Source organism: Aquabacter albus (assembly GCF_040049275.1).
Classification (GTDB): Bacteria; Pseudomonadota; Alphaproteobacteria; order Rhizobiales; family Xanthobacteraceae; genus Aquabacter.
In genome coordinates this window covers 1-23,814 of the sequence record NZ_JBDZDT010000020.1, presented here as the reverse complement: position 1 = coordinate 23,814, position 23,814 = coordinate 1, and the positions used below count along the sequence as shown (strand labels likewise).

At 64.9% G+C, this 23,814-nt stretch carries 17 protein-coding genes; 7 read left to right on the top strand and 10 right to left on the bottom strand.

What is annotated here, in order from left to right; all coding sequences use genetic code 11:
• Position 1 precedes the first annotated feature (1 nt).
• Together ABLE91_RS28095 and ABLE91_RS28090 are read left to right on the top strand one after the other, a co-directional pair.
• Positions 2 to 1,495, top strand: a complete 1,494-nt coding sequence (locus tag ABLE91_RS28095; protein ID WP_348935863.1) for a serine/threonine-protein kinase — start codon at positions 2 to 4, stop codon at positions 1,493 to 1,495.
• Complete coding sequence (locus ABLE91_RS28090) at positions 1,488 to 6,167, top strand: ATP-binding protein (protein WP_348935862.1); 4,680 nt, start codon at positions 1,488 to 1,490, stop codon at positions 6,165 to 6,167. The genes ABLE91_RS28095 and ABLE91_RS28090 overlap by 8 nt, the downstream gene beginning before the upstream one ends.
• A 294-nt stretch (positions 6,168 to 6,461) precedes the next feature.
• On the opposite strand, the gene ABLE91_RS28085 is transcribed toward ABLE91_RS28090, so the two are convergent.
• Together ABLE91_RS28085 and ABLE91_RS28080 are read right to left on the bottom strand one after the other, a co-directional pair.
• Complete coding sequence (locus tag ABLE91_RS28085) at positions 6,462 to 7,268, bottom strand: hypothetical protein (RefSeq protein ID WP_348935861.1); 807 nt, start codon at positions 7,266 to 7,268, stop codon at positions 6,462 to 6,464.
• Positions 7,269 to 7,280: 12 nt separating this feature from the next.
• Positions 7,281 to 8,687: a hypothetical protein gene (locus tag ABLE91_RS28080; RefSeq protein ID WP_348935860.1), complete on the bottom strand. Its 1,407-nt coding sequence runs from the start codon at positions 8,685 to 8,687 to the stop codon at positions 7,281 to 7,283.
• Positions 8,688 to 8,790: 103 nt separating this feature from the next.
• Between ABLE91_RS28080 and ABLE91_RS28075 the strand changes: the two genes are divergently transcribed.
• Positions 8,791 to 9,051 (top strand): helix-turn-helix domain-containing protein, encoded by a 261-nt coding sequence (locus tag ABLE91_RS28075; protein WP_348935859.1) that lies wholly within the window; start codon positions 8,791 to 8,793, stop codon positions 9,049 to 9,051.
• Between the two features lie 4 nt (positions 9,052 to 9,055).
• On the opposite strand, the gene ABLE91_RS28070 is transcribed toward ABLE91_RS28075, so the two are convergent.
• From ABLE91_RS28070 to ABLE91_RS28060, 3 genes are all read right to left on the bottom strand, one after another.
• A complete protein-coding gene (locus tag ABLE91_RS28070) occupies positions 9,056 to 9,364 on the bottom strand; it encodes a hypothetical protein (RefSeq protein ID WP_348935857.1) in 309 nt (102 codons plus the stop codon).
• Between the two features lie 140 nt (positions 9,365 to 9,504).
• The gene (locus ABLE91_RS28065) at positions 9,505 to 9,951 is read right to left on the bottom strand and encodes a hypothetical protein (RefSeq protein WP_348935856.1); all 447 of its coding nucleotides are present in this window, start codon (positions 9,949 to 9,951) and stop codon (positions 9,505 to 9,507) included.
• Positions 9,952 to 10,393: 442 nt separating this feature from the next.
• Entirely contained in the window at positions 10,394 to 11,353 is a 960-nt protein-coding gene (locus tag ABLE91_RS28060; RefSeq protein WP_348935855.1) for a site-specific integrase, read from the bottom strand.
• 364 nt (positions 11,354 to 11,717) lie between these two features.
• Between ABLE91_RS28060 and fhuB the strand changes: the two genes are divergently transcribed.
• Positions 11,718 to 13,577 carry a Fe(3+)-hydroxamate ABC transporter permease FhuB gene (gene fhuB, locus ABLE91_RS28055; RefSeq protein ID WP_348935854.1) on the top strand — a complete coding sequence of 620 codons (1,860 nt, stop codon included), beginning with the start codon at positions 11,718 to 11,720 and terminating at the stop codon, positions 13,575 to 13,577.
• Between the two features lie 198 nt (positions 13,578 to 13,775).
• On the opposite strand, the gene ABLE91_RS28050 is transcribed toward fhuB, so the two are convergent.
• Genes ABLE91_RS28050 through ABLE91_RS28040 form a run of 3 tightly spaced genes read right to left on the bottom strand, consistent with a single transcriptional unit; the run spans position 13,776 to position 20,212 of the window.
• A complete protein-coding gene (locus tag ABLE91_RS28050) occupies positions 13,776 to 16,748 on the bottom strand; it encodes an ATP-binding cassette domain-containing protein (protein WP_348935853.1) in 2,973 nt (990 codons plus the stop codon).
• Between the two features lie 2 nt (positions 16,749 to 16,750).
• Positions 16,751 to 18,904, bottom strand: a complete 2,154-nt coding sequence (locus ABLE91_RS28045; RefSeq protein WP_348935852.1) for an ATP-binding cassette domain-containing protein — start codon at positions 18,902 to 18,904, stop codon at positions 16,751 to 16,753.
• A 6-nt stretch (positions 18,905 to 18,910) separates the two neighbouring features.
• Complete coding sequence (locus ABLE91_RS28040; RefSeq protein ID WP_348935851.1) at positions 18,911 to 20,212, bottom strand: NHLP bacteriocin system secretion protein; 1,302 nt, start codon at positions 20,210 to 20,212, stop codon at positions 18,911 to 18,913.
• A gap of 42 nt (positions 20,213 to 20,254) precedes the next feature.
• Between ABLE91_RS28040 and ABLE91_RS28035 the strand changes: the two genes are divergently transcribed.
• A complete protein-coding gene (locus tag ABLE91_RS28035; protein WP_348935850.1) occupies positions 20,255 to 20,419 on the top strand; it encodes a hypothetical protein in 165 nt (54 codons plus the stop codon).
• Between the two features lie 168 nt (positions 20,420 to 20,587).
• On the opposite strand, the gene ABLE91_RS28030 is transcribed toward ABLE91_RS28035, so the two are convergent.
• Entirely contained in the window at positions 20,588 to 20,908 is a 321-nt protein-coding gene (locus ABLE91_RS28030) for a DUF5407 family protein (protein ID WP_348935849.1), read from the bottom strand.
• Between the two features lie 337 nt (positions 20,909 to 21,245).
• Here ABLE91_RS28030 and ABLE91_RS28025 point away from each other — a divergent pair, with 337 nt between their 5' ends.
• Positions 21,246 to 21,491 (top strand): hypothetical protein, encoded by a 246-nt coding sequence (locus ABLE91_RS28025; RefSeq protein WP_348935847.1) that lies wholly within the window; start codon positions 21,246 to 21,248, stop codon positions 21,489 to 21,491.
• A gap of 50 nt (positions 21,492 to 21,541) precedes the next feature.
• Positions 21,542 to 23,116, top strand: coding sequence for an FAD-dependent monooxygenase (locus ABLE91_RS28020; RefSeq protein WP_348935846.1), 1,575 nt, complete (start codon positions 21,542 to 21,544; stop codon positions 23,114 to 23,116).
• Between the two features lie 237 nt (positions 23,117 to 23,353).
• Here the strand turns inward: ABLE91_RS28020 and ABLE91_RS28015 are convergent.
• A partial coding sequence (locus ABLE91_RS28015; protein ID WP_348935845.1) for a transposase occupies positions 23,354 to 23,814 on the bottom strand: 461 nt, incomplete at its 5' end.

Below are 23,814 nucleotides of genomic sequence, written 5' to 3'. Positions count from 1 at the left end.
AATGGAAGGGTTTCTTCACGAGGTAATAGGCAAAGAACTCCGTCGCCGTCATGGTATTGGCATGATGGAGGGCAAGTTGAAGCCGGTGCATATTGCCAATGCCCTGATGAGGGCTGAGCACGGCACTGTCGGCCGCATGTCGGACCTAAAATTGCTTATGACCGCCACGGCTTCCAAGGAAGCGTCCGAAACACGCCTTAAAGCGGCAAGGGCTATGCTTGATGCGAGCCGCGACCGCTGGGGCCGACTCGGAGATGAAGGAGACCTACGCGGCTCGACACTAGTCTCGCGGGTGTTGCCATTGCTTCGCACGATCTTGGCCACCGACGCCGCAGCCTTTGGCACATCGCCCGACCAATCATCCTTCTCGTCACCGACCGCGCTCACCGTAACCGGCGATCCTTCCGACGACCACGCGGGTGAATTCGTGCACCGTCTCTGGTCAGGCATCGAGGACGGGGGACGGCTGCACCTCCTTGACCTCCTCAAAAGTGCGAGCGCTCCCGACCGCGACCTAGCCACGGTGGATGATCTCACCGCTGTGCTCGCACCGCTCGCGGACGACACCAGGCAGCGCAAGATCGCCGAATGGAGATACGAAGACCTGACTGCTGTCCGGAGTTCCGCCGTGGCGGAAGCGCTTCGATCTGCAGCTACCGACCTTGGCACCTATGAGCGGCACGCGCGCCCAAATCCGATTGCTACCCTGCAACGCATCATCACACTCGCCTCGATTAGCGTCTTCGTCCACGCTTCCACCCGTGCAACTGAGTGGGCGGGCGCTCCTCGACGCCTCTTGCTGCTAGATGCGAGCGGCACCAAGGTGTCCCCTGTTGCGGCCGCAAGCGAACTGCTGGTGACCCGACTTATGGACGATAGCCGGGCATATATGGCGAAGATCCTCTCCGACCTACTGGCCGAGGTCCAAACAGACTGGGCTGCGGACCCGCATGCCGCGTTCACGGAACTCGCCCGCTCGAAGGCAGAGAAGAAGGGCGCCAACATGAGCCCCAAGATCCTTGCCGAGTTGATCGAAGAGATCTCGCTTTTCGGCGGAAGCATGGCTGAGGAACTGCCAACACAACTCGTGGAGCGGGTGGATGGCAGCAGCGGACGGAGCCTGGACGGCTTTCTGCGACTGTTCGGCGTGCGCAGCGGACTGCTTTATCCGCAGCAAAAAAATCCGAATAAGCGACTCGTTCCTGCTGACCGTACTTTAGAGGTACTTACCGTCGGCACTTTCGACGCGGTGGGTCAACAACTCGAATATCGAGACTTTTTGGACGCGTTTCACGATCGGTGGCACATCATTGTGGGGGGCCGGCCCGAAGATGGGGCGCTGCTTGCCCAGTCGGGGGCGGAGGTGGACAGCGCAAGCCTTGCCGAAAACAGCGAGAGGCTGTTGTCGCGTCTGGAGATGCTTGGCCTCGCGCGACGCCTCGCAGACAGCGTAGCTATCGTGGGCGTCATGGAGGAAGAGCAGCAACATGGCTAACCCCGTCGCAACGCGTGTCAGTTCCATCCTCATCGACGAACTCAAGGAACTCGCCGAGCGCGGCGAGTTTGGTGTCGTCGTCCGGGACGTGAAGCCGCTCGACTATGAAGCACTCGCGGCGGCGGCGGGACCGATCTCCGCTAAACGCGGCCCCCAGCTCAGAATGGCGCTCGTCGATCAAAGCGACGCCATTAGGGAGGCTGTGTCGAAGGTTACAGGCATCCGTGGCTACGTTTCCTCACGCGAAGAGGATGCGGTGCAGTGGCGGAATGACCGTTTGCGGACAATCGCGGTCATTGCTGAACGCCCCCTCACTAAGGCTGCCTCATTGCGCGACTTCCGCAATATCGGGGAAGCCGATCTGTTGCGTAGACTGTGCGGTGGACAGGCTGCGGAAGCCGAGGTGGCGTGGCTGCGGACCCTTTGGGATGTTCTCGGGCGTAATCCCCGCCTCCGCATCTCACTGCAAGACATGGTTCGCTTCGATGAAGAACTTGCGAGCACCCTACCCACTGAGAGGTCGGTACTGGCGCCGAGGCGGCTGCACCTCCTCGGGCTCCTCCCCGATGGCCGCTTAGCTGACGAGAAAAGTGATCAGCGGGTCCTGCGTCGACTGCTTGTAAACCGCGAGTTCGTCGACCAACTCAGAAGAGCCACTAACGAAGACTGGGCACGACTGCGCGACTATAGCCGCAGGCTTGAGGGAACGGAACGTACGGCGGCAAATCGACTTCTCCGCACAATGCGTCAGGCCGCCGTGGATGGCGACTTTTCGGCTCTCGATCTTGAGGAGGCCAATGCTCTGTGGCGCGCTAAGGTCAAACCGGGCGCGAGACTGAATCCGGGCGGCCTTCCCCGCGAGGAGGTCGAACGGGCAGTCAGCCGTCTTCTCATGGAAGGCAAAGAGGAGGATCTCGCAGACATCGCAGAGGAGATAAGCCAGATCGTTTCCGCGGTGCTCGAAGACGATATGCGGATCTCCGACCAGGACGTTAAGCGAGCCGGATCGCCTGCCGCAACGAGCGTCGTTGAAGCCAATCGCGACCTTCTGAACCTCGTACGATCCCGGTCTACGGAGCAGGACTGGGGCGGCTTAATAGAGGTCGAGAGTGAGAAACCCGATGCGCTTCTCGAGGTTGCCGCGTTTAAAGCCTGGAATCCTTTTCGAATCGAACCGGTCCTCGATCAACTTCGCGGCTTCGCTGCGGAGGAGGTAGTTCCGACGGGGCTGGTGTCCGAGGTCGAACGACTGAGGGATTTGCGGGCAGCGCTTCTGCCATTCGCCTCGGAACTTGCAATCTCGCCAATCGCGTTCCTCGCCGGCAAACCCGATCTCCAGCAAACACTTGAACAATACCTTGCTACGTACGAAGCGATGATGCGCCTTGTATCATCCTGCTATCAAGAGATGATAGCGGCCGCTGACTTCGAGGCCGAGGCGGTGCTGAGCGGGCTGCTCGCGCTTGAACTCTATGTCTATCGGCGCGAAGAGGAAGTTGAGGCGGTGATGTCGCCGCTGCACCCACTGTATCTCTGGCGTAGTGCGACCATCGTCCGAGACGTGCGTGGGCTTTCGCGGAAGCTTTCCGAACGCGAAACCCAGACGGTCGAAGAGGCCTGTGCGGACGAGATCCAACTTCTCCAGATCCTCGTCCTTCCGCAGCAAACTACAGGACTAGGTCAGTCGACGCTGCTCGGCCAGGCCGGGACGATCGGCCGCCTGCCAATCTTTAGGGCCTCTCCACGCGGCCTCCTTGAATCCGACGGCGTACGGACAATCGCCGACGTGGCGCACCGGCTCGCGATGCTCCGGCCATTTGCGCGATCTGGTCTACAAGTTCTGCTCGTCAATCCGCCGCAACCCAGCAAGTTTGTCGAGGCGCTGCTTAATGGCCTCGAAGCAGACCAGGAGATGCATGTCGCCAGCTATTGGGGTCTCCACGTCAGAGTCCGATATACGCACATCGATACGCGCGGCTGGGCCAACGAGATCAATGACCTCAACGAGACGGTGCGTGAGCAACTCCGGCGAGCGGAGGAGAGGGGGCTGGCTTCACTCAGCGTTACGCCCGAGATCATGACGCCCGCAGACCTAGCGCGCGAACTCGGAGAAGAACCAGCCCACCTTGCGGTTATCTTCGATCCTTTTGAGGTGCGCAGTTCCCCGGTCGCCCGCGCGGGGGTACATGACCTGAGCCCTTGGATGCCAACTTGCGAGTACCGATTCAACCGTATTCGCAAAGAGATCCAAGTTGTTCCAGTAGCAGAAGAGCATGTATTCGGGGGATATCTTGCAGCTGCAGCGCTCCTGCACACCGCGCTCCAACGTAAGACCCCAGCTTATCTCCCACAAGTGCGAGACGTGAAGGAGAGCCTTGACGCAATTGCCGAGTACGCGACCTGGACCGTGCTCGCCGATCCGCACCGCGTCCCGCTGCCACGTCTCGGCAACGCGGAGGTGATCGACCGTCGGATCGATCGCAGCCGTCAGCTAACGACATTTGCACACGATCTTTCGCCCTTCATCACTCGCCTAGACGAGCAACTAAGGCGCACACACTTTTTGGCGAGCACCGAGACGCTTGAGAGACTTGCCCGCGACTTAGTGGCAATGGAGCCAAACGGAATCTTAGGGCTTGCAAGTTCCAGCCACGAGAAGCAGGTGAAGGGCTCGCTGGGTAAACTCATCGCCATGCGTTGGTACCGTCTGCAAGAGCCGAGCGGCCTATCGGTCAGCCTAGACACTCCTACCGCTGCGCGCTGGCTCGTCGCAGGGCATCATTCTAAGGAGAAGGCAGATCTCCTAGGCCTGCGTGAGGAGGACGGCAATCTCATCATCGATGTGATCGAGGTGAAAGCCCACGACGAGGCCATCCCATACTCAGTCAGCGGCGAAGTGATAACCGGGCACGCTGTCGGACAAGTACTTGCTACCCTGCAGGCGCTCGCAGAAGTGTTCAGTTCGGAGACCTCATCGCCGCTGGCACACCCTCGTCGAGAAGTCCTTCGAGAGCATCTCTACACCGCTCTTCTGAAAGATCACGAACCAGAATTCATAGAACGCTGGCACGAACTTTTAGAGGATGCATTCACGGGGCGCATCACGATCCGACTTGGTGCGCGCATTATCCACGTGCAACTCGCCTCCGTCGCTGACACCCTGGGGCGCACATTCATAACAGCCAGCAACGTACCGATCAGGGTGGAGACACTCTCGGCCGCAGATGTCGGTTTGGTGTTGCGCTCCACCCGCGATCAGGCCGAGGAGACAGAGATCCCGGGAATGGCGGCACGGCGCCGCGATGTGCCAGTTGAGCCACTGAGTGCAGTCGAGATGCTCCGGCGACTGACCCTAGAGCCAGTCGTAGTCGACAATACAGGATCTACGCTCGAGATTGTTTCGACCCTAGACCCGCACGAGTCGCCGATCGATGCTGCCTTGACGAACGCGGCCCCGGTCTCAACGGTGCCTACCCGTCGACCGTCGATCGCGACGGGTCCGCAGCCGGAACCTGTCCCCGCGGTTGTCGACGATACCGCAGGGCTGCTGGAGGTCCCACTCGGCACCGAACAAGCGTCTTCCCGTCCCGTGGTCTGGTCACCTGGGCGCCAGTCCAACGGCTTCCTACTCGTGCTGGGCGCCTCGGGTTCAGGCAAAACCGAGACGTTGAAGGTGCTTGGGTCTTCAATCCACCGATTCGGCGTTCCGGTCCTGACGTTTGACTTCCATGGGGACGTGGTGTTTCCCGGGACAGAATCGACGCTCCTCTCGAGCGGCTCTGCAAGCGTTGTTGGGCTGAACCCCATGGAGATCGACGCGCATAGCGCGGAGGAAAGTGGCCTTTACGATCAGCGAGCGGCACTCCGCGCGATGGTGCAGCGTGCCGTGCCGTCGCTGGGACACCGGCAGTCGGCAATCCTTCGCGAAGCAATCGAGGAGGCGTACGAACGGGCCGGAATCGTGGATGAGGACCCGCAGACCTGGAGCCGTCCCGCTCCGACCTTTGGCATCGTGCAGCAGATCCTCGCCGAGTGGGCGGATGATGATGATCGCAAAGCGCAACGCGCGTCAATCGAAGGGTGTTTGGCCGCTGTCCAACAACTTTTCGATCACCCGATTTTCCGGCGGGCGAACCACATATCGGTCGACGACTTCTTATCGCATTCAGTACGACTGGACTTGAGTAAACTCCCGGACGATATCCGCTTCGTTGCTACCGAAACTCTTCTTCGAAAGTTATTTCGGGTACTCCGCCTGCGTGGTCCCATCCCTGTACAACCAGCGGACGACCGGCAGCGTTTCCGCCTTTTCGTGGTCATCGATGAGGCGAAGATTTTGAGCTTGGGTGGAGGGGATCGAGATCGCGCGGACAACATCCTCAACGAGTTGATCACCGAAGCTCGGAAATTCGGTCTTGGCATGGTTCTGGCTTCACAGATGAGTGACCACTTTAGTGAAGAAGTGCGCGCCAACGCGGCGACCTGGCTTGTTCTAAAGCCAATGGATATGAGAGAAGCTAAGCGCAACGCTCCTAATGTCTCGGTGGATCCGCAGGACCTGCTACACCTTGCTGGGCGTGGCGACGGCTATTACCGGGATCGACCGTCGAGCAGGGCTAGGCGTATTCAGGTCACATCACTTTTCGCGCTAGGAAAGACTGCAGCAGAATAGACTAGCGGAGTGGGCATGGATTCGCTCGCGGGGCATTCCTTTAGCGATCGGCGCGACGATCATCGGTCGCGCACATCTAGCAGGCGTAACTTTCTGCCTGCATTATTTGGGCGATATGGCGGATGATTTCGCCATATCGCCACTAGCCCCAGTGACATAAGCCGTTGGTGAATTGCGGCCTACGCTCGAATTCATAGTTCGTAACTACACCGACCCCGCTCTTCGCCTCGTTCTGGCTCGAATACCACTGGGCCGGAGACTAGAATCCGCAGATGCCCACTGAATCTAGAACTTCTAAGCAGATACTTCCGCACTCCACCTGTTCTTGGCATACTTAGTTTCCACAGCATCAGGATTGGCAAACCGCCATCCCTTCTGGAGCAGGTTCCGAGCCGTAAGCGCATTGCCCTTGATCGATATGAAGATGGTGAATCCAAATTGTGCAAGCCAGCACATCAACGCGATAGGCATAAATCTCACGTCCTGCTGCACAATCAGCAGGATGATATTGAGGACGACGAAGACAGCGCCCCACATGTAGAGGCGGCGCAGAAAGAGCGGTAGGCCGAGAAATACCGAGAAGAAGAATAATGTCCAACTCCAACCGATCTTGATGAATTTGACCTCTCCTGTCCTCGGGTTAGTCAACGGTACTTTCATGGGTCCCTCCTGATAGAAATAGATCCGTTGCGGTGCCTGGGCCTCGGTGGCGCAGGCGTCGAGGAACGAGCCTTCGTTCAGCGTGAAGTCCGGTTGAGAGACTGAAGCCTGCGGTGGATCGGCAAGCGACGTGTCGGTTGGCAATAGAGTCCACGCCTGTTGCGCTTGCCTGGCCTCAAGGCTGCTTGGATCAGCAAACCTCCAGCCCAGCGAAAAGAGGCGCCGTGCCCGGGCTTCATTTGCGCGGCGCGCGAGGTGCTGAGACAGGATCACCGCAGCAGCACCGAAGCCGCCGACCAGCGCCTTGATCCCCAGGATGAACCCCAAGGCGATGGCGATGGGTAGGAGCGCGAGCACCAGCAGCAGGAAGATTGGCCAGTTGAAGCCGACCGTGATGTGCTTATGGGCGCCCGTGCGGGCATTCGTGAGAAGGACCTTCATGGGAGAGATCCTTCACCGGCTGGCGGTCTGGTCGGCAGCCAAGGCCGAAGTAAGAACGTAGCCACGCTGCCCCACAGTGGTGGTGACCGCGACCACGCCCACAGGCCCCTCCCCTGCCGGCGTCACCGCTTGAGACGGCCCGCGTGCCGTGACGATGGTCCCTTGCTCCATCAGCACGCAGGCGCCCCTCGCCTTCAGCGTGGCGAGGATCTGACGCCGTTCAGGCCCCACCGGCCGGCCGAGCAGCGCCTTCATGTCCTCGAAACTCGAGCAGAAGACGGTCCTCTCAGCGATGCGGCAGCGCTGTCCGGCGATGCAGACATTGGATGCGGGGGCGGGTGTGGACGCCAGCGCGGGCGCTACGCCGAAGTCATCCGCCTTTACGGAGCCGCCTTCCGTGCGATCCAGAGCGGCAAGGTGCTCAAGAAGCCTGTCACGCTCCGTAATGGCGGCCTGGAGGTTCTTCTCGCCGTGTTGGACGACCGATCTGAAATAGTCGACGGTACCGCTCCCGTAGCTTAGGTCCATCTGCGCGCGCATGAGCGATCGCTGGAGATCCGCGCGGTCTATATCGAGGGCGTTCTTGGCTGCGGTGACGGCCCGCTCCGCCTCAGCAATCAGCCGCTTGCGCAGAGCGTCCCTTTCCGCACCCTCCTGCTGAGCCTTTCGGTCGGCCTGGAGGCGGACCAGTTCCTGGCCAGCACGCTGCTCAAGGGCGGTGAGTTTGGCATCCAGGGCTCCATAGGCCGCATCGTCGGCAAGGCTCTGAATGCGCGCCTTGAAGGTCCCCTCCTTGAGCGGAGTACGGATATCCTCCGGCAAGGCCATCCCCTTGCGCGTGAGACGATCCGCGCGTGCCAGGAGTCCGGCGAGGCGCTGCACGCCGCCTTGGATCGCCGGGTCCGCGATCTGTGCTGAGGTGAACCAGTCGTCGGCAAAAGTCCGGCGGATATGATCGGCCAGGCGTCGCAACTGATACTCTTGCGACGCTGCATCGACGAAGGCCGCATAGAAGGCTCGGACCTGCAGCCCGCATGGCACCTTCACGAGGTCATCCGCCTCGGACCGAGCGACAGTGACATTGGGAAACTGCTCGATAGCGCGCTGCGCATCCGTCATCGCCCCGCTGGGGAGCGGCGCATTGAGGACGAGCAGTTCCCCACATTGGCCATTGAGGATTTTCTTCACCGTCGGATTTGACGGGGCATCGGCGAGCGCCTGGTTCACGAGGCCGACCAGGGACACCGCATTGCCGATCGCCGTGATCTGCGATTGCCGCAGTTCGTCGGGCAGGACGTAGTTCTGATCGAAAACGCGATCCTTGTAGCCGAACTCATAGGCCACTTGCGCCCCAGCGGGGGCGATCAGGGCGATGTTCAACAGCACCGCGGCCGCGGTGGAGGAAAGAGATCTGGTCATGTGAGAAGGCGTCCGTGCGCCGGTGAGCTGCCGTTAGGCTAGCGCTTAATGGTGGCTATAGCCAGTGGTTTAATAGGCACGCTATTACCAACCATGCCCGCCCATGAAGGGACGTGCATTGCTGGCCTGGAACGTGCGGGCGATCAGGGTCGAGAAAGGCCTCTCGCAAGAGCGCCTTGCGGCCGATGCCGGCATTGACCGGGCCTATCTCGGCGGCATCGAGCGACAGGCGGAGAACCCGACGATCGACCTCTTGGACCGGCTTGCCGATGTGCTGCAGGTGGCCGTGGCCGACCTGGTGGCGCAGCCGGCTGAGGGTGCATCGCCACCGGAGCCGCTCCCAAGGGGCCGGAAGAAGGCCTGACGCGTCAGGCCCAGGTGTCAGCCGATGCGCGAGCACGCTCGAGGTCCGCCCTCACCTCCTCGGCAAACCGACGGATCAGTTCGGCTTCCTCTAATGACAACACGGCCAAGTGCCGGGTGACGATGAGGGGGATGACCCGAGCCTTGGCCTCGAGCCCCAGCGCCGTCGCCACCGGCTGCCGGGCGATGCGCCGGAGTGCCCGCTCAGCTCGATGGAAATGATGCTGTCCGAGATCCCCGGCATAATCGCCATGGGGGTCGGGATCGACCTCGTAGCCCGCGGCCAAGGCCGCCACCGACTGTGCATAGATCACGCAATCCCGAATGAGCCCCGCATCGGGCCTGTTCTCCGATCGCGCCTCCCGCCCGCGTCTCCGCCTCCTGCTCATACACTCCTCCTTCCGATCGTGAGCAGATGAAGGGCGCCGACTGCGGCGCCCCTCTTCTTCGCGGATTAGGCCGCATGCACCGGGTACATGACGCCGAGTTCTTCGAGCGGCTTGGTGAATGGCCCCATGCCCTCGTAGCCGAGCCAGAGGCAGGTGACGGACGTCTCGACCCGGGAGACCACCTTGGCCGGCCACCATCCCTGGAGTTCGCCATCGGAATGATCGGCCGCGAGCACCAAGTGGCCGGGTGCGATGGATTGCCAGAGGGCCTTGGCGAGGTCGGCGGCCACGGCGGGGGTGATGACCTCAGGCGTGGCCTCGGAGCCCAACTGAACGGGCGGCTTGGCCGAGACGGCCGACGTCTCGCTAGCAGCCGCCTGCACGGCCTCCGAAGGGGTCTGAGCGGCATTGGCAGCCACGGCGGCAGGCCGAACAGCGGCGGTAGGCGTCTTGCCGCTGACGGCCTTCGGCTTCGCGGCAGCGATGGGAGTGACGTTGGCATTGCTCGACATGGCAGAACTCTCTTGCAGAAGAGAGGCGGCAATCTCCGCCCTGTAAATTGTATCATAATACCATAAACAAGTCAACAAAACCCTGAAATACCTAGATTTTCATAATGATTTGGAGCTTCTGCAGAGACTGAATTCCATGGATCGACTATTGAGCTTCGTCATGCTCCCTATTGAGCGAGCTGATCGGCTGTGATTTCATGAGTTCATCCACAGCCTAAATCGCGACTTCTCGTCGCTTCACGCGCGTGAGCGAGGGCGGACAGGAATCGAACCCATCCACCGCACCAATCTGTTGGCACGCCTGTGGGCATAGAAAAAAATCGAACTTATTTAAATTTTTAATATCAAAGGCTTATTGCCTTAGTTTGATTCCGCCCCTGGCACCAAAACTCTTTGATTTCAAAGGCTTTTCCCCGTTGTAACAAGAGACGTTGTTACAACGCTATTCGGCGGCTTCCAGCTTAAATATTGCCACCTTGGCGAGCCGCTTCTGACGCGCCCCTTTGGTGTAAAGCTCGATCTGCTTCATCGTCGTATGTCCCGTGATGGACATAATTTCGTGGGGGGTGCACCCCACCTCCGCGAGCCGCGCGGCGCTTGCCTTGCGCAAACCATGCGCACTGCAATGCGGCAACCCGGCTTCGTTGCACCACTTCCTCATCCGATTCCCGAACCCGTTCGAGGTGAACGGCTTGCGGAACTCAGTCGTCAGAAAGGTGAGGTCCCCGGTGGGGCTCGCCTCGATGATGGCCTGAAAGTCTGCAATGATCGGGATTTCAAGGGTGACCGGATTGCGGTTGCGGCCCTTGAACTGCGTGAACCTGAGCCACCCGTTCCGGACATGCTGGCGGCCGAACTGCACGATGTCCGAGCGGCGCTGGGCCGTGTAGAGTAAGAGCGCCAAGCCGAGGCGCGCGCTGGTGCCGATCGGATGGGCGGCCTCGTATTTTTCCACCTCGTCCACGGTCCAGTGGTGGAATCCTCCGACACGCCCCTCCCGGTATTTCACATCGCGGGCCGGGTTGAAGGAGAGCTTATCCGTCACCTCCTCCTCCAGCGCCCAGACGAAGACCTGCCGAAACGCCTTGACGCGGCCATTCGCCGCTTCCGGCAATCCGGCCTTCCGATCCCGCAGCACCTTCATTGCCTTGGTCGTGAGCCGATCGAGCGGCACCTCGGCGAAGAAGGTGTCGCCACCCGGCACGATCGGCTCCTTCAGGCAGTGCTCGATGATCCCCCTGCGGACGCGCTGCGTCCTGGGGTCAAGGCTGGCGAAGTCCTCCGAGGCGAAATACTTGGTGCACAGCCATCGAAGGGTCTCCGGTGTCGGACGCTGGAACACGACAGCCGGCGGCGCGGCAACGGCGCGCGGCTTCCCCTTCGGGGCGGTTTCGCCTGCCATTGCGGCATATTCCAGATCAAACTCCGGGGTTCCCGGTACGCTGCGGAGCCTGATTTGCGTTCCGGGTCGCCGCCAGAAGTAAAGTAGCGGCTCTCCCTTCCGCCCCTTTCGGGGGATTACGCATGAAGGAAGTTTAGTCATACTTCTCGTCCCTTCTATGCTTCAAATCGCCCGAATTTATCATGGGGGCCGTCTTTAGTAGGGAGAAAATCGAATACTAAGTCCACAGTTACGCGACTCACAACCATACGATGGTCCACAATTTTCAGAGTCGAAATCCTTCCACCCTTCACCAATTCATTGAAAGGCATCACCGGAACGTCGGGCTTTATGGCAACTATTTCCGCGTTCACCTCACGGCTACATGAAACAAGCGCTGTACGCGCGCCGACTGGATGAGGCGTTCGATCGAAAGGTACTGCTGGTCTACCTGAACACCGACGGCGTGAACCTCCGGGTCTTCGGCCCGCGGAGCCTGCCCGGCGACATGACCGCGCGCCTCGGCCTTTCGAACGCATGGGCCGATGATGGTGGCCTATGGGGTTGGCCAGTAGTGCCTCCGCTGGAACTGCTGGCCGCGCCGGATGCCTTCATCGTCGAAGTCACCCAGCATTGGGACGGCGCCGTTCTCGCCCGCAGGCGACTTGTGGGGAGCCTGGCCTGGCAAAGCCTGCCGCAGGTCAAGGCCGGCCTCGTCGTCAGCCTGTCCTGCGGCGGGGTGAACGGTCTTTTCAACCTGATCCATTGGCAGTATCTGGGCGGCATCTATCTCTGGAGTTCCGGCTCCCTGGTCCAGACCGACTGGAGCATCGCCGCATACCTGCTGCCGCGCCTCGCCGTGTGCGCGTTCTTCGCTGCTCTCCTGGCGAGGCCGCTTTCGCTGATGAGCCTTCACGACGAGGCCGCGCAGGGGCTCGGGCTCTCGCCCCGTGCTGCCCGCATCCTGGCGCTCGCGGTTGCCGTGTCGCTGGCCGCCTTCGTGGTGAGTGCGATTGGGGTTATCGCCTTTATCAGCCTCGCCGCGCCTGCGCTCATCGCCATGTCCGGCAGCCGCCGTTTCGCGCAGCGACTGGCATGGGCACCCGTGATGGGGGCTGCTCTGCTGCTGGTGGCAGACCAGAGCGTGCAGATCGCCGGCACCGTCCTGCCGGGTGTGCCCACAGGTGTGGCCTGTGCATTGATCGGCGCGCCGCTGCTGCTCTGGCTGATACCGCGCCTGCACGAAGAACCTTCGCAGCCCCGCTTGGGGGATGGTGACAGGCACCCCCGTGCACGTCGTCCAATCCTGCTGCTCGTCTGCGGCGCGGCATTGCTCGCTATCGCCACCTGGGCAAGCCTCCATGTGGGGCGCGGAGCCCATGGTTGGCTAGTTAGTTGGGGAGACGGGTGGCTGTCAGTTCTCCAATGGCGCTGGCCGCGCGTGGTGGCGGCGGTAGCGGCCGGCATCATGCTCGGCATGGCCGGCACGGTCTTGCAGAGGATGACCGGCAATCCGATGGCATCGCCCGAAATCCTCGGCATTTCCTCTAGTGCCGCGCTCGGGGTGATCCTCGCCACATTCATACTACCCGAGGCGGGGTATCCGGCGCAGCTGATTGCTGCCGCCATCGGCGCCCTCCTCACCTTGTCTGCAATGTTGGTGCTTGGGCAGCGGGTGGCATTTTCACCCGATCGCATCCTGCTGACCGGCATCGCTGTCGGCACGGCGGGCTCCGCCGTGGCGTCCTTCGCGATGGTCTCCGGTGATCCTCGCCTCGGCGGGCTGGTGCCATGGATGGCGGGCTCAACGTATGGCGTGGGGCCCGGTGACGCGATCGCCGCCGTCACGATCGCGTTCCTGGCTTTGCTGATGGTCCCCTTGACCGCTCGATGGCTGGCCGTCTTGCCGCTGGGCTCCCCCATTGCGGTCGCCGTCGGCGTCGACCTGAAGCAGACACGGGCTGCCCTTCTCCTGCTGACCGCCCTTATCACTGCGGCAGCCACTCTCACCGTTGGCCCCCTGGGCTTTGTCGGCCTGATGGGACCGCACATGGCACGCCTGCTGGGCCTTCAGCGGCCCGCATCCCACGTATTGGGCGCGGCCGTAATCAGCGCGCTTCTTCTGATCACGAGCGATTGGCTGGGGCGGGTTCTGATCTTTCCCTACCAAATTCCCGCGGGCCTGATCGCGGCCTTTCTGGGCACCCCGTATTTCCTGGCGCGAATGCGACGCCAGAAAGGGTGATGGCCTAATTGGGAGCTCACGGAATGAGCATCAGTAATCACCAAAACCGGAAGTTACGACGCCTAGGAATTTGCCGTTTGAAGGTGGAGGGAATTGAACCTGCGCGCCTGGCCCCGACGACCATAAGGAGGCCGGGATCATGGCCCTTGAGGCGCGAAGGTCCACTTTTCGACTGCGGCGCAGTCAAATGGGGCGCACTCATCGGCCGGCGCCGACGAGCCGGAAGAAGTGCCCCTTCCGGTCCATCAGTTCGCTGAAGGTCCCGCTCTCCACGACGCGCCCCGCATCCAGCACCAGGATGCGGTCGGCGCCGCGGATGGTGCTGATCCGGTGGGCGACGAGGATCCTCGTGGAGAGCATGGATCGCACCGAGGCCATGACGCGGGCCTGGGTGGTGTTGTCGAGCGCGCTCGTCGCCTCGTCCAGGACCAGGATGGGCGGCCGGGCGATCAGGGCGCCGGCGAGCGCCAGGCGCTGCACCTGCCCGCCCGACAGCAGGCGGGACGCATCCGGCAGCACCGTGTGTAGGCCGAGCGGCATCGCCGCGACGTCCTCGGCCATGGCGGCGGCGGCCAGTGCCCGCCAGACCTGCTCCGGGGTGGCGTCGGTCTCGCCGCGGACGATGTCGAGGATGGTCCCGGGCGGCAGCGCGCCGTCCTGCAGGACAACGCCGACCTGCCGGCGATAGGCCTCGGGATGGAGCGCGCGGATGTCGTGGCCATCCACATACACCGCCCCCTGGGTGGGCGCCTCGAGCCCGAGCAGCAGGCGCACCATGGTCGACTTGCCGCTGCCGGATGCGCCGACGATGGCGACCGTTTCGCCGGGAGCCGCCCGGAACGAAACATCGGCGAGGACGGCCGGCCCGCCGCCATAGGAGAAGCCCACGGACGAGAACTCGATGCGGCCTTCTAGGGGTCCCGGGTCGGACAGTGCCACCGCGGGCTCCGGCGCGGTGGCGAGGAGCGGCCTGGCATAGGCCCAGGCGGACCGCAGCAGCCAGACCGCAAGGCCGCCGCGCAACAGCTGGGACAAGGCGGCGAGCATCACCGCGAACGAGGTCAGGATGGCGACGACCGATGCGACGGGGATGCCGGGTGTCCCGTCCGCACCCGCGCCGAGGGCGTGGATGGTGGCGAGCAGGGCCGCGCCGGCCAGGGCGGGCCATGCCGCCAGCCAGGCCTCGTAGATGTTGATGACCCGGCGCGAGGCCACCTGCCGGGCGCGCATCGCCGCGAAGCGGTCGGCCCAGCGTTGGGCGGCGCGCGCCTCTGCGCCGGCACTGCGCAGGACGGTGATGCCGTTGACGAACTCGGCCATCTGGCTGTCGGCCGTTCCTTCCAGGCGCTCGCCGTCGCGCAGGGCCCGCGCCTGGATCCAACCCACCAGCATGCCGGCCGCGAGCAGCAGCGCCACCAAGGCCAGTGCGAGGCCGGCGAGCCGGGGATCGTGCCAGAACAGGAACGCGATGCTGGACAGCAGGACAGCGGCGGTGCCGATGCCCTGGAAGGCGAATTGGCGCGTGCCGGACACGGCGGCTTGGGCGGCGGAGGCGCGCGCGCCGAGGTCGGAGCTGGCGTAGCCGCGCAGCGACGCCAGCGGCAGGCCGACGATCCAGTCCCACAGGCCTTGATGGAGCCGGCCATCGCCCCGGGCGGCGATGCGCTGGAGTGCCGCTTCGCCCACCAGCTGCGCCAGGAAGCCGCCGAGACCGACCAGGAGGATGAGAAGGCCGACCTGGAGCACGCCGTCCTGCAGCGCCGCCGGCACCAGGACGCCGTACACGAAGCCGGTCGCCAGCGGCAGGATCTGGCCGATGGCGCTGCCGGCCAGCAGGGCGGCAAGAAACGGCAGGACGTCCCAGATGCCGGCGCCGATGCCCGCCCGCAGCAATGTGCCGAAGCCAAGCCTGGCCGGCAGGGGGCGGAACACCGTGTCGGCTGTGTCGGCGATGTCGGCGGCCATGGCCGCGGTCACGGGCCGGCCGGCGCCGGTGCGGTCATATTGCGTCCAGCGGCGGCCCTGCCAGACCAGGGCGACCGGCGTGCCGTCGGTGCGCCGCGCCAGCATCGGACCGGATTCCTCGCTCCACCACCCCTCCGCCAGCCGCACCGGTTGAAGGCGCAGGTGGGAGGCGCGGGCGATCTCCCGCGCCGTCGGGGCGACGTCCAGTTGGGCGTGTCGCGCCTTGATCGGGCGGCGGACGGGCGCGCCGAGCTCCCGGCCGAGAACGCGCATCACGTCCATCAATTCGTGGCCGGACGTGGCGGACGGGCGCGGCGGCAGCGGGTTCGCCAATATGTCGGCGATCCGCTGCGTAGTGCGGAACGCGGTGTGCTCCTCGTCCGCCTGGCGGGCGCGCAGGCGGTTGACCTCGTCCGCCTCGGCAAAGCCGCGGGCCAGCGGCAGCACTTCCGCGATGGCGGCGTGGAAGGCGGCGAGCGCCGCCGGCCAGTCCGCGCGCGCCAGCCCGCGCTCCCAGTCCTCGATACGGACGTCACCGCCATCGACGAGGGTCAGCCAGGCGCCCGGAGGCAGCGGCAGCCGGCCATGCACCGGCTCGATGCCGAACAGACGCGCGCCGCCGGGCGGCAGCTCCACCCAGACGCTCTCGCGCCCGCCCCCGAGGATCGCTCCCGCCTCCATGGTGATGGCACCGATAGAGCCTAGGGACATGGATCCTGAAGACACGGTGCCGCCAGGCAGGTGGCGTGGCCGGGAGGGCGCGTTGGCAACGTTGCCGACGCCGTCGACAAGGCCATCGAGCCAGCGCGCAATGCCCGAGGCGAGGGCAGCGGGGGGCGCGGGATCCTGCCAGCCAGCCGGTGGCAGCCTGTGGACGTGCGCGCCCGGGCCGGGCACGGCGATAAGGGTTTCGCCACCGAACTGGCTCGGCGGCAGGCCGAACAGCAGGCCGCCGTCCGGGACGCGCGCAACCGGGTGCCGGGCCGAGCGGATCCCACCCTGCACCGCGAACAGCACGGCCTCGCCGCCGGCTACGACATGACAGATGCCGGGATCATCGAGGGCGAGCCACGATGCCGCGGTCTGCGTCGGATCGGCCGGTGTGGGCTGCGTGCTGTCCCTGCGCGTGTCGACGGCACGGATGTCGCCCGCACCCGTGACGTTTGCGAGCGTGCCGTCTGGAGGCATGTCGTCGCGGCCGGTCACGGTCAGCCTGCCTGCATCAGGGTGCGGAACGGGCCGGGCTCGGCCAGAAGCCGGTCCGGCGCGCCGTACTGGACCACCCGCCCCTGGTCAAGCACGAGGACGCGGTCGCAGTCCCGCAGGGCGCCGTAGCGATGGGCCATCACGATCATGGTGGTGCCGACGCGCCGCAGGCCGGCGAACAGCCGCAGCTCAGTCTCGCCGTCCAACGCGGCGGTCGCCTCGTCAAAGACGAGGATGCGCGGGTCGCGCACCAATGCCCGAGCGATCTCGAGCCGGGCGCGCTGGCCGCCGGACAGGTCGGTCCCGCCGTCCCGCAGGCGGGACCCGTAGCCGCCACGGCGCAGCACGGTCTCATGCAGCAGGGCCTGCCGGGCGGCGGCGACGATGCGCTGATCCGGCAGGCTGTCGTCCCACAGGCCGATATTGTCCCGGACCGTGCCCTCGAAGATGGCGCCACGCTGGTCCACATAAGCTAGGGACTGGCGCAATCGTGTCCGCGGCAGGTCGGGCAGCGACACGCCATCGAAGGCGATCGTGCCGGCCGTGGGTTCGGCGAGGCCGCAGATGAGGGAGGCCAGCGTCGACTTGCCCGACCCCGAAGCGCCGGTGATGCCGAGCCGCTCCCCCGGCTCCAGCGAGAACGACACGCCGTCGAGCAGCAAGGGACTGCCGGCCCCGTGCCGAAACGCGAGATCCCGCACCGCGACGGCACCGGCGAGCCGCGTCGACGGCCCTCCCCCGGCATCGGCGCCGACGCGAAATTCGCGGGCCAGCGGATGATCGAGCGTGTCCTCCAGCAGGCGCAGATTGGCGTATCCATCCTGGATGCGGGCGCCGAGATGGATCAGCGCCGCCACCGGGCCGAGGAAGCCCATCATGAGCGCCTGGAAGGCGACGAGCATGCCGAGCGACATCTCCCCATGGATCACCTTGATGCCGCCGAGCGTCAGCACCAGGGCGCCCGCGGTGGCGGCGGTGAGGCCCGGCAAGGCGCCGAGGCGCACCTGGGCCGAGCCGATGGACTGGCGCAGGTTGAGCGCCCGCGCATACATCGCCGTCAGCCGTTCCCGCAGCCGGTGCTCGGTCCCGCCCGCCTTGTAGGTCTCGATCATCCGCAAGCCCTGCCGAACGAAGCCGGCATGGCCCGCACCGGCGGCGAGCAGGCGCCGGTTGCCATCGTCCAGAGCGCGGGACGACCAAGCGAGGAGGCCGAGATTGCCGAGGCCGAGCACGAGCACGATGGCGCCCAGGTCCGGCGCGTAGACCAGCATCGCGGCGAGATAGGCCGAGGCGGTCAGCAGGCTCGACAGCGCGGTTCCCACTTCGACCGCCAGCAGCTGCGCCAGCCGGTTGTTGAGGACGGTACGCCCGGCCACCTGGGCCGGGTGGCGCTGGGCGAAATAGCTGACCGGCAGGCGCAGGACGTGGTCGACGAACCGGAACGTGCCGGCGATCGCCAGCCGCGTCTCCAGCCGCAGCAGCACCTCGCGCTGCACCCAGGTCAGAAGCCCCATCACCACGGCACAGCCGATCATCCCGACCAGCAGCGGGCCCATCCAGTCGTCGAAGCTCTGGATCAGAACCTGGTCGATGAAGAATTGCGCGAAGGCGGGGACCAGAAGGCCCGGCACCACCATGGCGAGCGAGACCAGGACGATGAAGGCGATGGCGCTGTGGCTACCCGCGAGGCGTCCAGCGAGGCTGCGCCAGAGCGAGGGCGCCCGCCCCCGGCGCTGGAAGTGCGGGCCGGGGCGCAGGGAGAGCACGATGCCGGTGAAGCCGCGGTCGAATTCGGCGTCGGAGACGCGGCGGGGTCCCTGGGCAGGATCGTTGAGATAGACCACGCCGCGGCCAAACCCTTCCACCACCAGGAAATGATCCAGGCCCCAATGGACGATGGCGGGCATGGCGAGGCCGCGCAGGTGCGCCGGCTCCATCCGCGCAGCCTCGACCTCCAGTCCCTCTTCGCGGGCGGCGCACGCGATGGCGCGGGCGGAGCTGCCGTCGCGGGTGACGTTGCAGGCAATCCGCAGCTCTTCCAGCGGGGTCCAGCGGCCGTAATGGGCAAGGACAATGCCGAGCGCGGCGGCGCCACACTCCGTCGCCTCCATCTGGAGCAGGGTCGGGGTCCGGATGCGGCGGCGCCGTGTCGGCATGGCCTGTCAGCCCCGGTCGCGCAGGCGGTTGAGGATGGGAAGGATGAGGGACAGCAGCGATGTCGAGCGCACGGTGACGCGGACGTCGGCCAGAGTGCCGCTCGCCACCGGCGGCGCGGCCGCCCCGCGTCCCGACGACCAGAGCGGCTCCGCGGGATCGCCGGGGTCCATCTCCGGCTCGATGGTGATTTCGAGGGGAACCCCGAGTCGGTCGACGAACGATCCGACCAGCCGGTCGTTCTGGAGGGTGCGGATCATTCCAGCGGTGCTCGCCGGGGCCTCGGCGACATGGACGACATGTCCCCGGATGAAGCCGTATTCCTCACGCGGGGCGGTCAGAGGCGAGATTTCCGCGACCATGCCCGCGGCGATCTTCTTGCCGTCGGCGGCCTTCACGTAGGCGACCACCAGGGGCGCCGGCACGCCATCCCGGCTCCGGCCGTTGGGCGCGGGCCGGGGCACGCGCTCCACCGCGAGGATCGGGGTTCCCGGCTGGACCATCTGGCCGATATTGGCCTTCACCTCCACCACATGGCCCCTGAACGGGGAGCGGACGCTCCCCAGGCGCTCCAACTGCTCCTCCATCGTGGTCACGGAGCGGCGCGCCTCGGTGACCTTGCGGTCGGCCTCCAGGAGCGTGCGCGTGTTCTCGGCGGCCTTGATGACGGCCAGGGACTCGATCTTGGAAATCTCGTCCCGCGCGTCCGCGATCTGGCTGCCGACCTCCAGCACCTCCGCGCTCACCTCGATCAGGCGCTCGCGCGTCACCATCTTGCGCTCCAGCAACTGCTCCAGGCCGGCCTGCTGCTCGCGCAGCGTCCCGCCCTGGTGCTGCAGGGCCGCGACCCGGTCGCCGAGGGACGCGAGCCGGGCGGTACGCACGGCCTTCTCCTCGGCGGCCTCGCGCTCCTGGAACCGGACCAAGGCGTCGCGGAACCGCAGCGCGTCGTCCAGCTCGCCGCGCGCCACCCCGAGCTTGAGCCTCAGGTCGGGCTGCTCGACGCGTGCCACCACCATGCCGAGCTCGACGATGTCACCGGGTCCGACGGTCAGTTCGCGGATCTGGCCGGTGGCGTCCGCCACGACGTCGATGATGCGCCCGGGAGACAGGACGATGCCCTCGCCATCGACCGAGATCGGAACGGTGAAGACGGCGCTCCAGGCGACAGCCCCCACGACCAAAGCCACGAGGGCGAGGCCCGCGCCCCACAGGCGAGGCCGCATCACCCGCAACGCGTCGTGGTGGTCGTCGCCCACCGCCAGGGATGCGACGGCTTGAGGGCGGAACAGGGGATCGGAGCCGGACATCGGGGCGTAGGAGCTTGTTCGTCAGCGGGGATTTCGCACCGTATGCCCGCCGGCATCGTGTTCCGCCCGGTCCACCCGGGCGCGGCTCTCCGCGAGGTCGGACTGCTTTTGGCTGAGATCCCGCAACATCGCCTCCTTGAAGCGATTTTGAGAGGACAGCTGGCCGATTCCGCCATGAACGCCGGAAAGCTTGTCATCGCTCAATGATTTTGGCGCCTCATGTCCAGACATCGCATAAACCCATTGAGACTATGAATAAAACCGCCGGCGACTGTAGGGGAACGGCGGGTCGCGGGAAAGGGCGGCGGCCGCCAGGTCGCGACGGGCCAGGGTTCCGCTTCGGGAGACGCGTTCCGCCGCCTCTTCCGACCAAGATCACCCCTTGATGCCTTCACCCTTGCCGGCGATGTCGGCATTCGACGCGGAAAGGCTCAATGTATCCTCCGCCAGCTGGGAAAAATGGTTCTTCAGCATCTGCATCTCGAACATGTCGGCAACCGACGGCACGTCCTCCGCCGCCTTTGCGTGCGCATCACGGGCCAGCGCGTCGGCCGTTGCTGGGTCCAGGTCCACGCCCACCTGATGGAACAGATCGTCGGGCGCGGGCGTGGACGCCGACATGTCGCGGCCCGTTCCCCCCTGGACGGCGGCGAGTTCATCATCGCTCAACGATTTCGGTGCCGGGTCTTCAGCCATCGCAGGAATCCGGTTGGATTGCGGAAAAAACCATTGGCCACTGTAGATGCGCGCCCAGCCGAGTCAAAGGGCGGCGTGGATCCGAGGCGCCCGTCCCGGTGGCCTGATCAGGGTCGCCGCGCCCGGACCGGCGAATGCTCGGTGCGCCGGCAATCCCATCTCGACCATGGTGCGCATGATCCGCTTGGTCGCCTCGAGATAGACTGGGCTGTCATTCGCGGTGGAGGGATGCATGTTGAGGCCGGCCGGGCCTCGGCTCTATGGCCTTGGCGATGGCGGCTTTCGCCTCGTCCGTCCGGTCCAGGCGCCGGCAGGCCACGGCAAATAGGAAATAAGAGTGGCCCGGCGCCCTCGCCTCTCTCGCCGTCGGCCTGTCCTCGCCGCCCCCGGCGCTGCGGGGGGCTGGCACAGAGCCGCCGACCAGAGCCTGCTGTTCCTGGCAGTCTCGGCCGGGCACGACGTGGAGCTGCGCCTCGGCGATGCCGCGACCGTGGGTACGGCCCAAGGCATAGCGGAGGTGGTCACGCTGTGTTTCGTCCGAAATTTCAACGCCGGTGCTCCGGAGCTTGAACGAGGCCCTTGAACAGAGGGCGCGCGTTGGTCATGTATGGCGCATTCTCGCTGGGGATTTCCATGCTGGCTGACGTGACTGTTCTTGTCGTGGGCGCCGGCCCCACCGGCTTGCTGCTGGCCGCCGAGCTGAAGCGCCGCCACGTGGACTGCCTGCTCATCGACGCCCACGACGCGCCGCTGACCTGGGACCGCGCCACGGTAGTCCATCCCCGCTCCATTGAGCTTTTCGACGCGCTGGGCATTTCCGAGCCGCTGCTGAAGGCAGGTGTGCCGCAGCGCCTCGCCCGCATCCATTCCCACGGCAATCTCCTGGGCGACATCGATCTTTCGCTGTCCGGCAGCCGCTATCCGTTCAATCTCGGCCTTTCGGAAGAAGTCACCGAAGCCATATTGACGGATTATCTGGGCAGCCATGGCGGGGCGGTGACGCGGGCGACACGGCTGGTCGGACTGGAAGAGCGCGCCGACGGCATCGTCGCGACCATGGAAAGCGGCGGCGTCGAGCAGCAGGTGCGCGCCCAATGGGTCGTGGGATGCGACGGCATCCGTAGCACAGTGCGCACGCTCGCCGGCATCGGGCAGGACGGCCATGCCATTGAGGAGCCTTGGGCAGTATTCGACACTACGATTCCCGGCTGGCCGCATTCCCATGAGGCAAACTACGCCTATCTCGACGAGGTCCCGCTCATCCTCACCAGTCTGCCGGGCAAGCGCTGGCGCGCCTATCTGCGACCCTCCTCGGACCAGTCGGATCTGGTGGCGGACGCCACGGCCACGCTCGCGCCCTATCTGCCCGGCGTGACCTTCGAGGATGTCAGCAATCCCACGCGCTTCCGCTGTCATTCCAAGGTGGCGCAGACCTATCGCGCCGGGCGCCTGCTGCTGGCGGGCGACGCCGCCCACGCATGCAGTCCCGTGCAGGGGCACGGCATGAACAGCGGCCTGCAAGATGCCCACAACCTTGCATGGAAACTGGCGCTGGTCGCGACCGGCCACTGCGCGGACAGCATCCTCGACAGCTATGAGGCCGAGCGGCGTCCGGTGGCGCAGAAGATCGTCGAATCCGGGAACGATGCGGACGGCGCCATGGTGATGGGCGCGGAAGGACGCCTTGCCCGCAATGCGGCGATCCGCGACGTGTTCTCCAACCCCACGACACGCCATCAGGAAGCAGTGGCCGAGGCGGAACTCGACATCGACTACGGCTCGTCACCCATCGTCCTGCCGGCGGGTACCAGCTTGCCCACCTCCGGGCAGGTTCTGCCCGCCCCGCTGGAGATCCGCCCGGCCGATGGCGAGAAGGCCGTGCTGCGCTCCCTTTATCACCGGGCCGGCCATACCTTGCTGCTGGTCGGCGGCACAGCGGTCGGCATCGAGGCGTTGTCGGAGCTTCACCGCACCTTGTCGACGCAGGCCGTGGGCTCTCTGTTCGAGGCGAGCTTCGCCATCACCGCTCATGGTCCCGGCGCCCATGGCCATGCCGGCATCGACCCCTCCGTCACCGACCGGCTCGGCATTGAGGGGATGACCCTCTTCGTCGTGCGGCCCGATGGCTATCTCGGCCTGCGGGCCGACTTCGGTCATGCGGAAGCGCTCACCGCTTATATGGCAAAGCTGGGGGTCGGTGCCGCCTGACCGCCGATTGCGCGGAGCGGGAGCATGGCAGATCGCGGCCGGTGGACCGGGGAACAGACATGAACGAGTTCCCGCTGAGAGTAGGAGTGCCGACCGGCTTTGCCGCGATGGGTTGACGGTTGGGCATTAGCCAAACTTCATGGCCTCAACGTCGGATGCGAGCTGATAGTGTTGAAAAAATCGGTGCCCGAACGTGGGGGTATGGTTGTCAGCGTCAGAGACGCACGCCTTCCACCCTCATGCTGTCGCGGAGCGCGACCCGTTCGGCAGGAGCTTGGCGAGCTTCCTGAGGTTCTGTGCAGTAGCGGCGAGGTGGAACTCGTCGCGGGCTCCATTTGGCCCTCGTAGCCTTAGCCGGTCGAGCCTCAGGATCCGCTTCAGATGGGCGAACAGCATCTCAACCTTCTTCCGCTGCCGGCGTGAGGTGACGTAGTCGTCCGTGGCGGCGATGTCCCGTGCCATGTCGCGGCCCCCTTCGTGGATCGAACGCGGGATCTTGCGGGGGGGGCGTGTATTGGGACAGCACTGGGGCTTCAACGCGCAAGCCTCGCAGTCCAGTTTTCTGGCGCGGTAGCGCATCAAGCCGTTCTCATCGACAAGCGGTCGCTCGGTTCGATAGACCTTCTGGCGAAGCCTCAACTGCCTCCCGGATGGGCAGGTGTATAGATCGCGGGCGTGGTCGTAGGTGAAGTCTGACC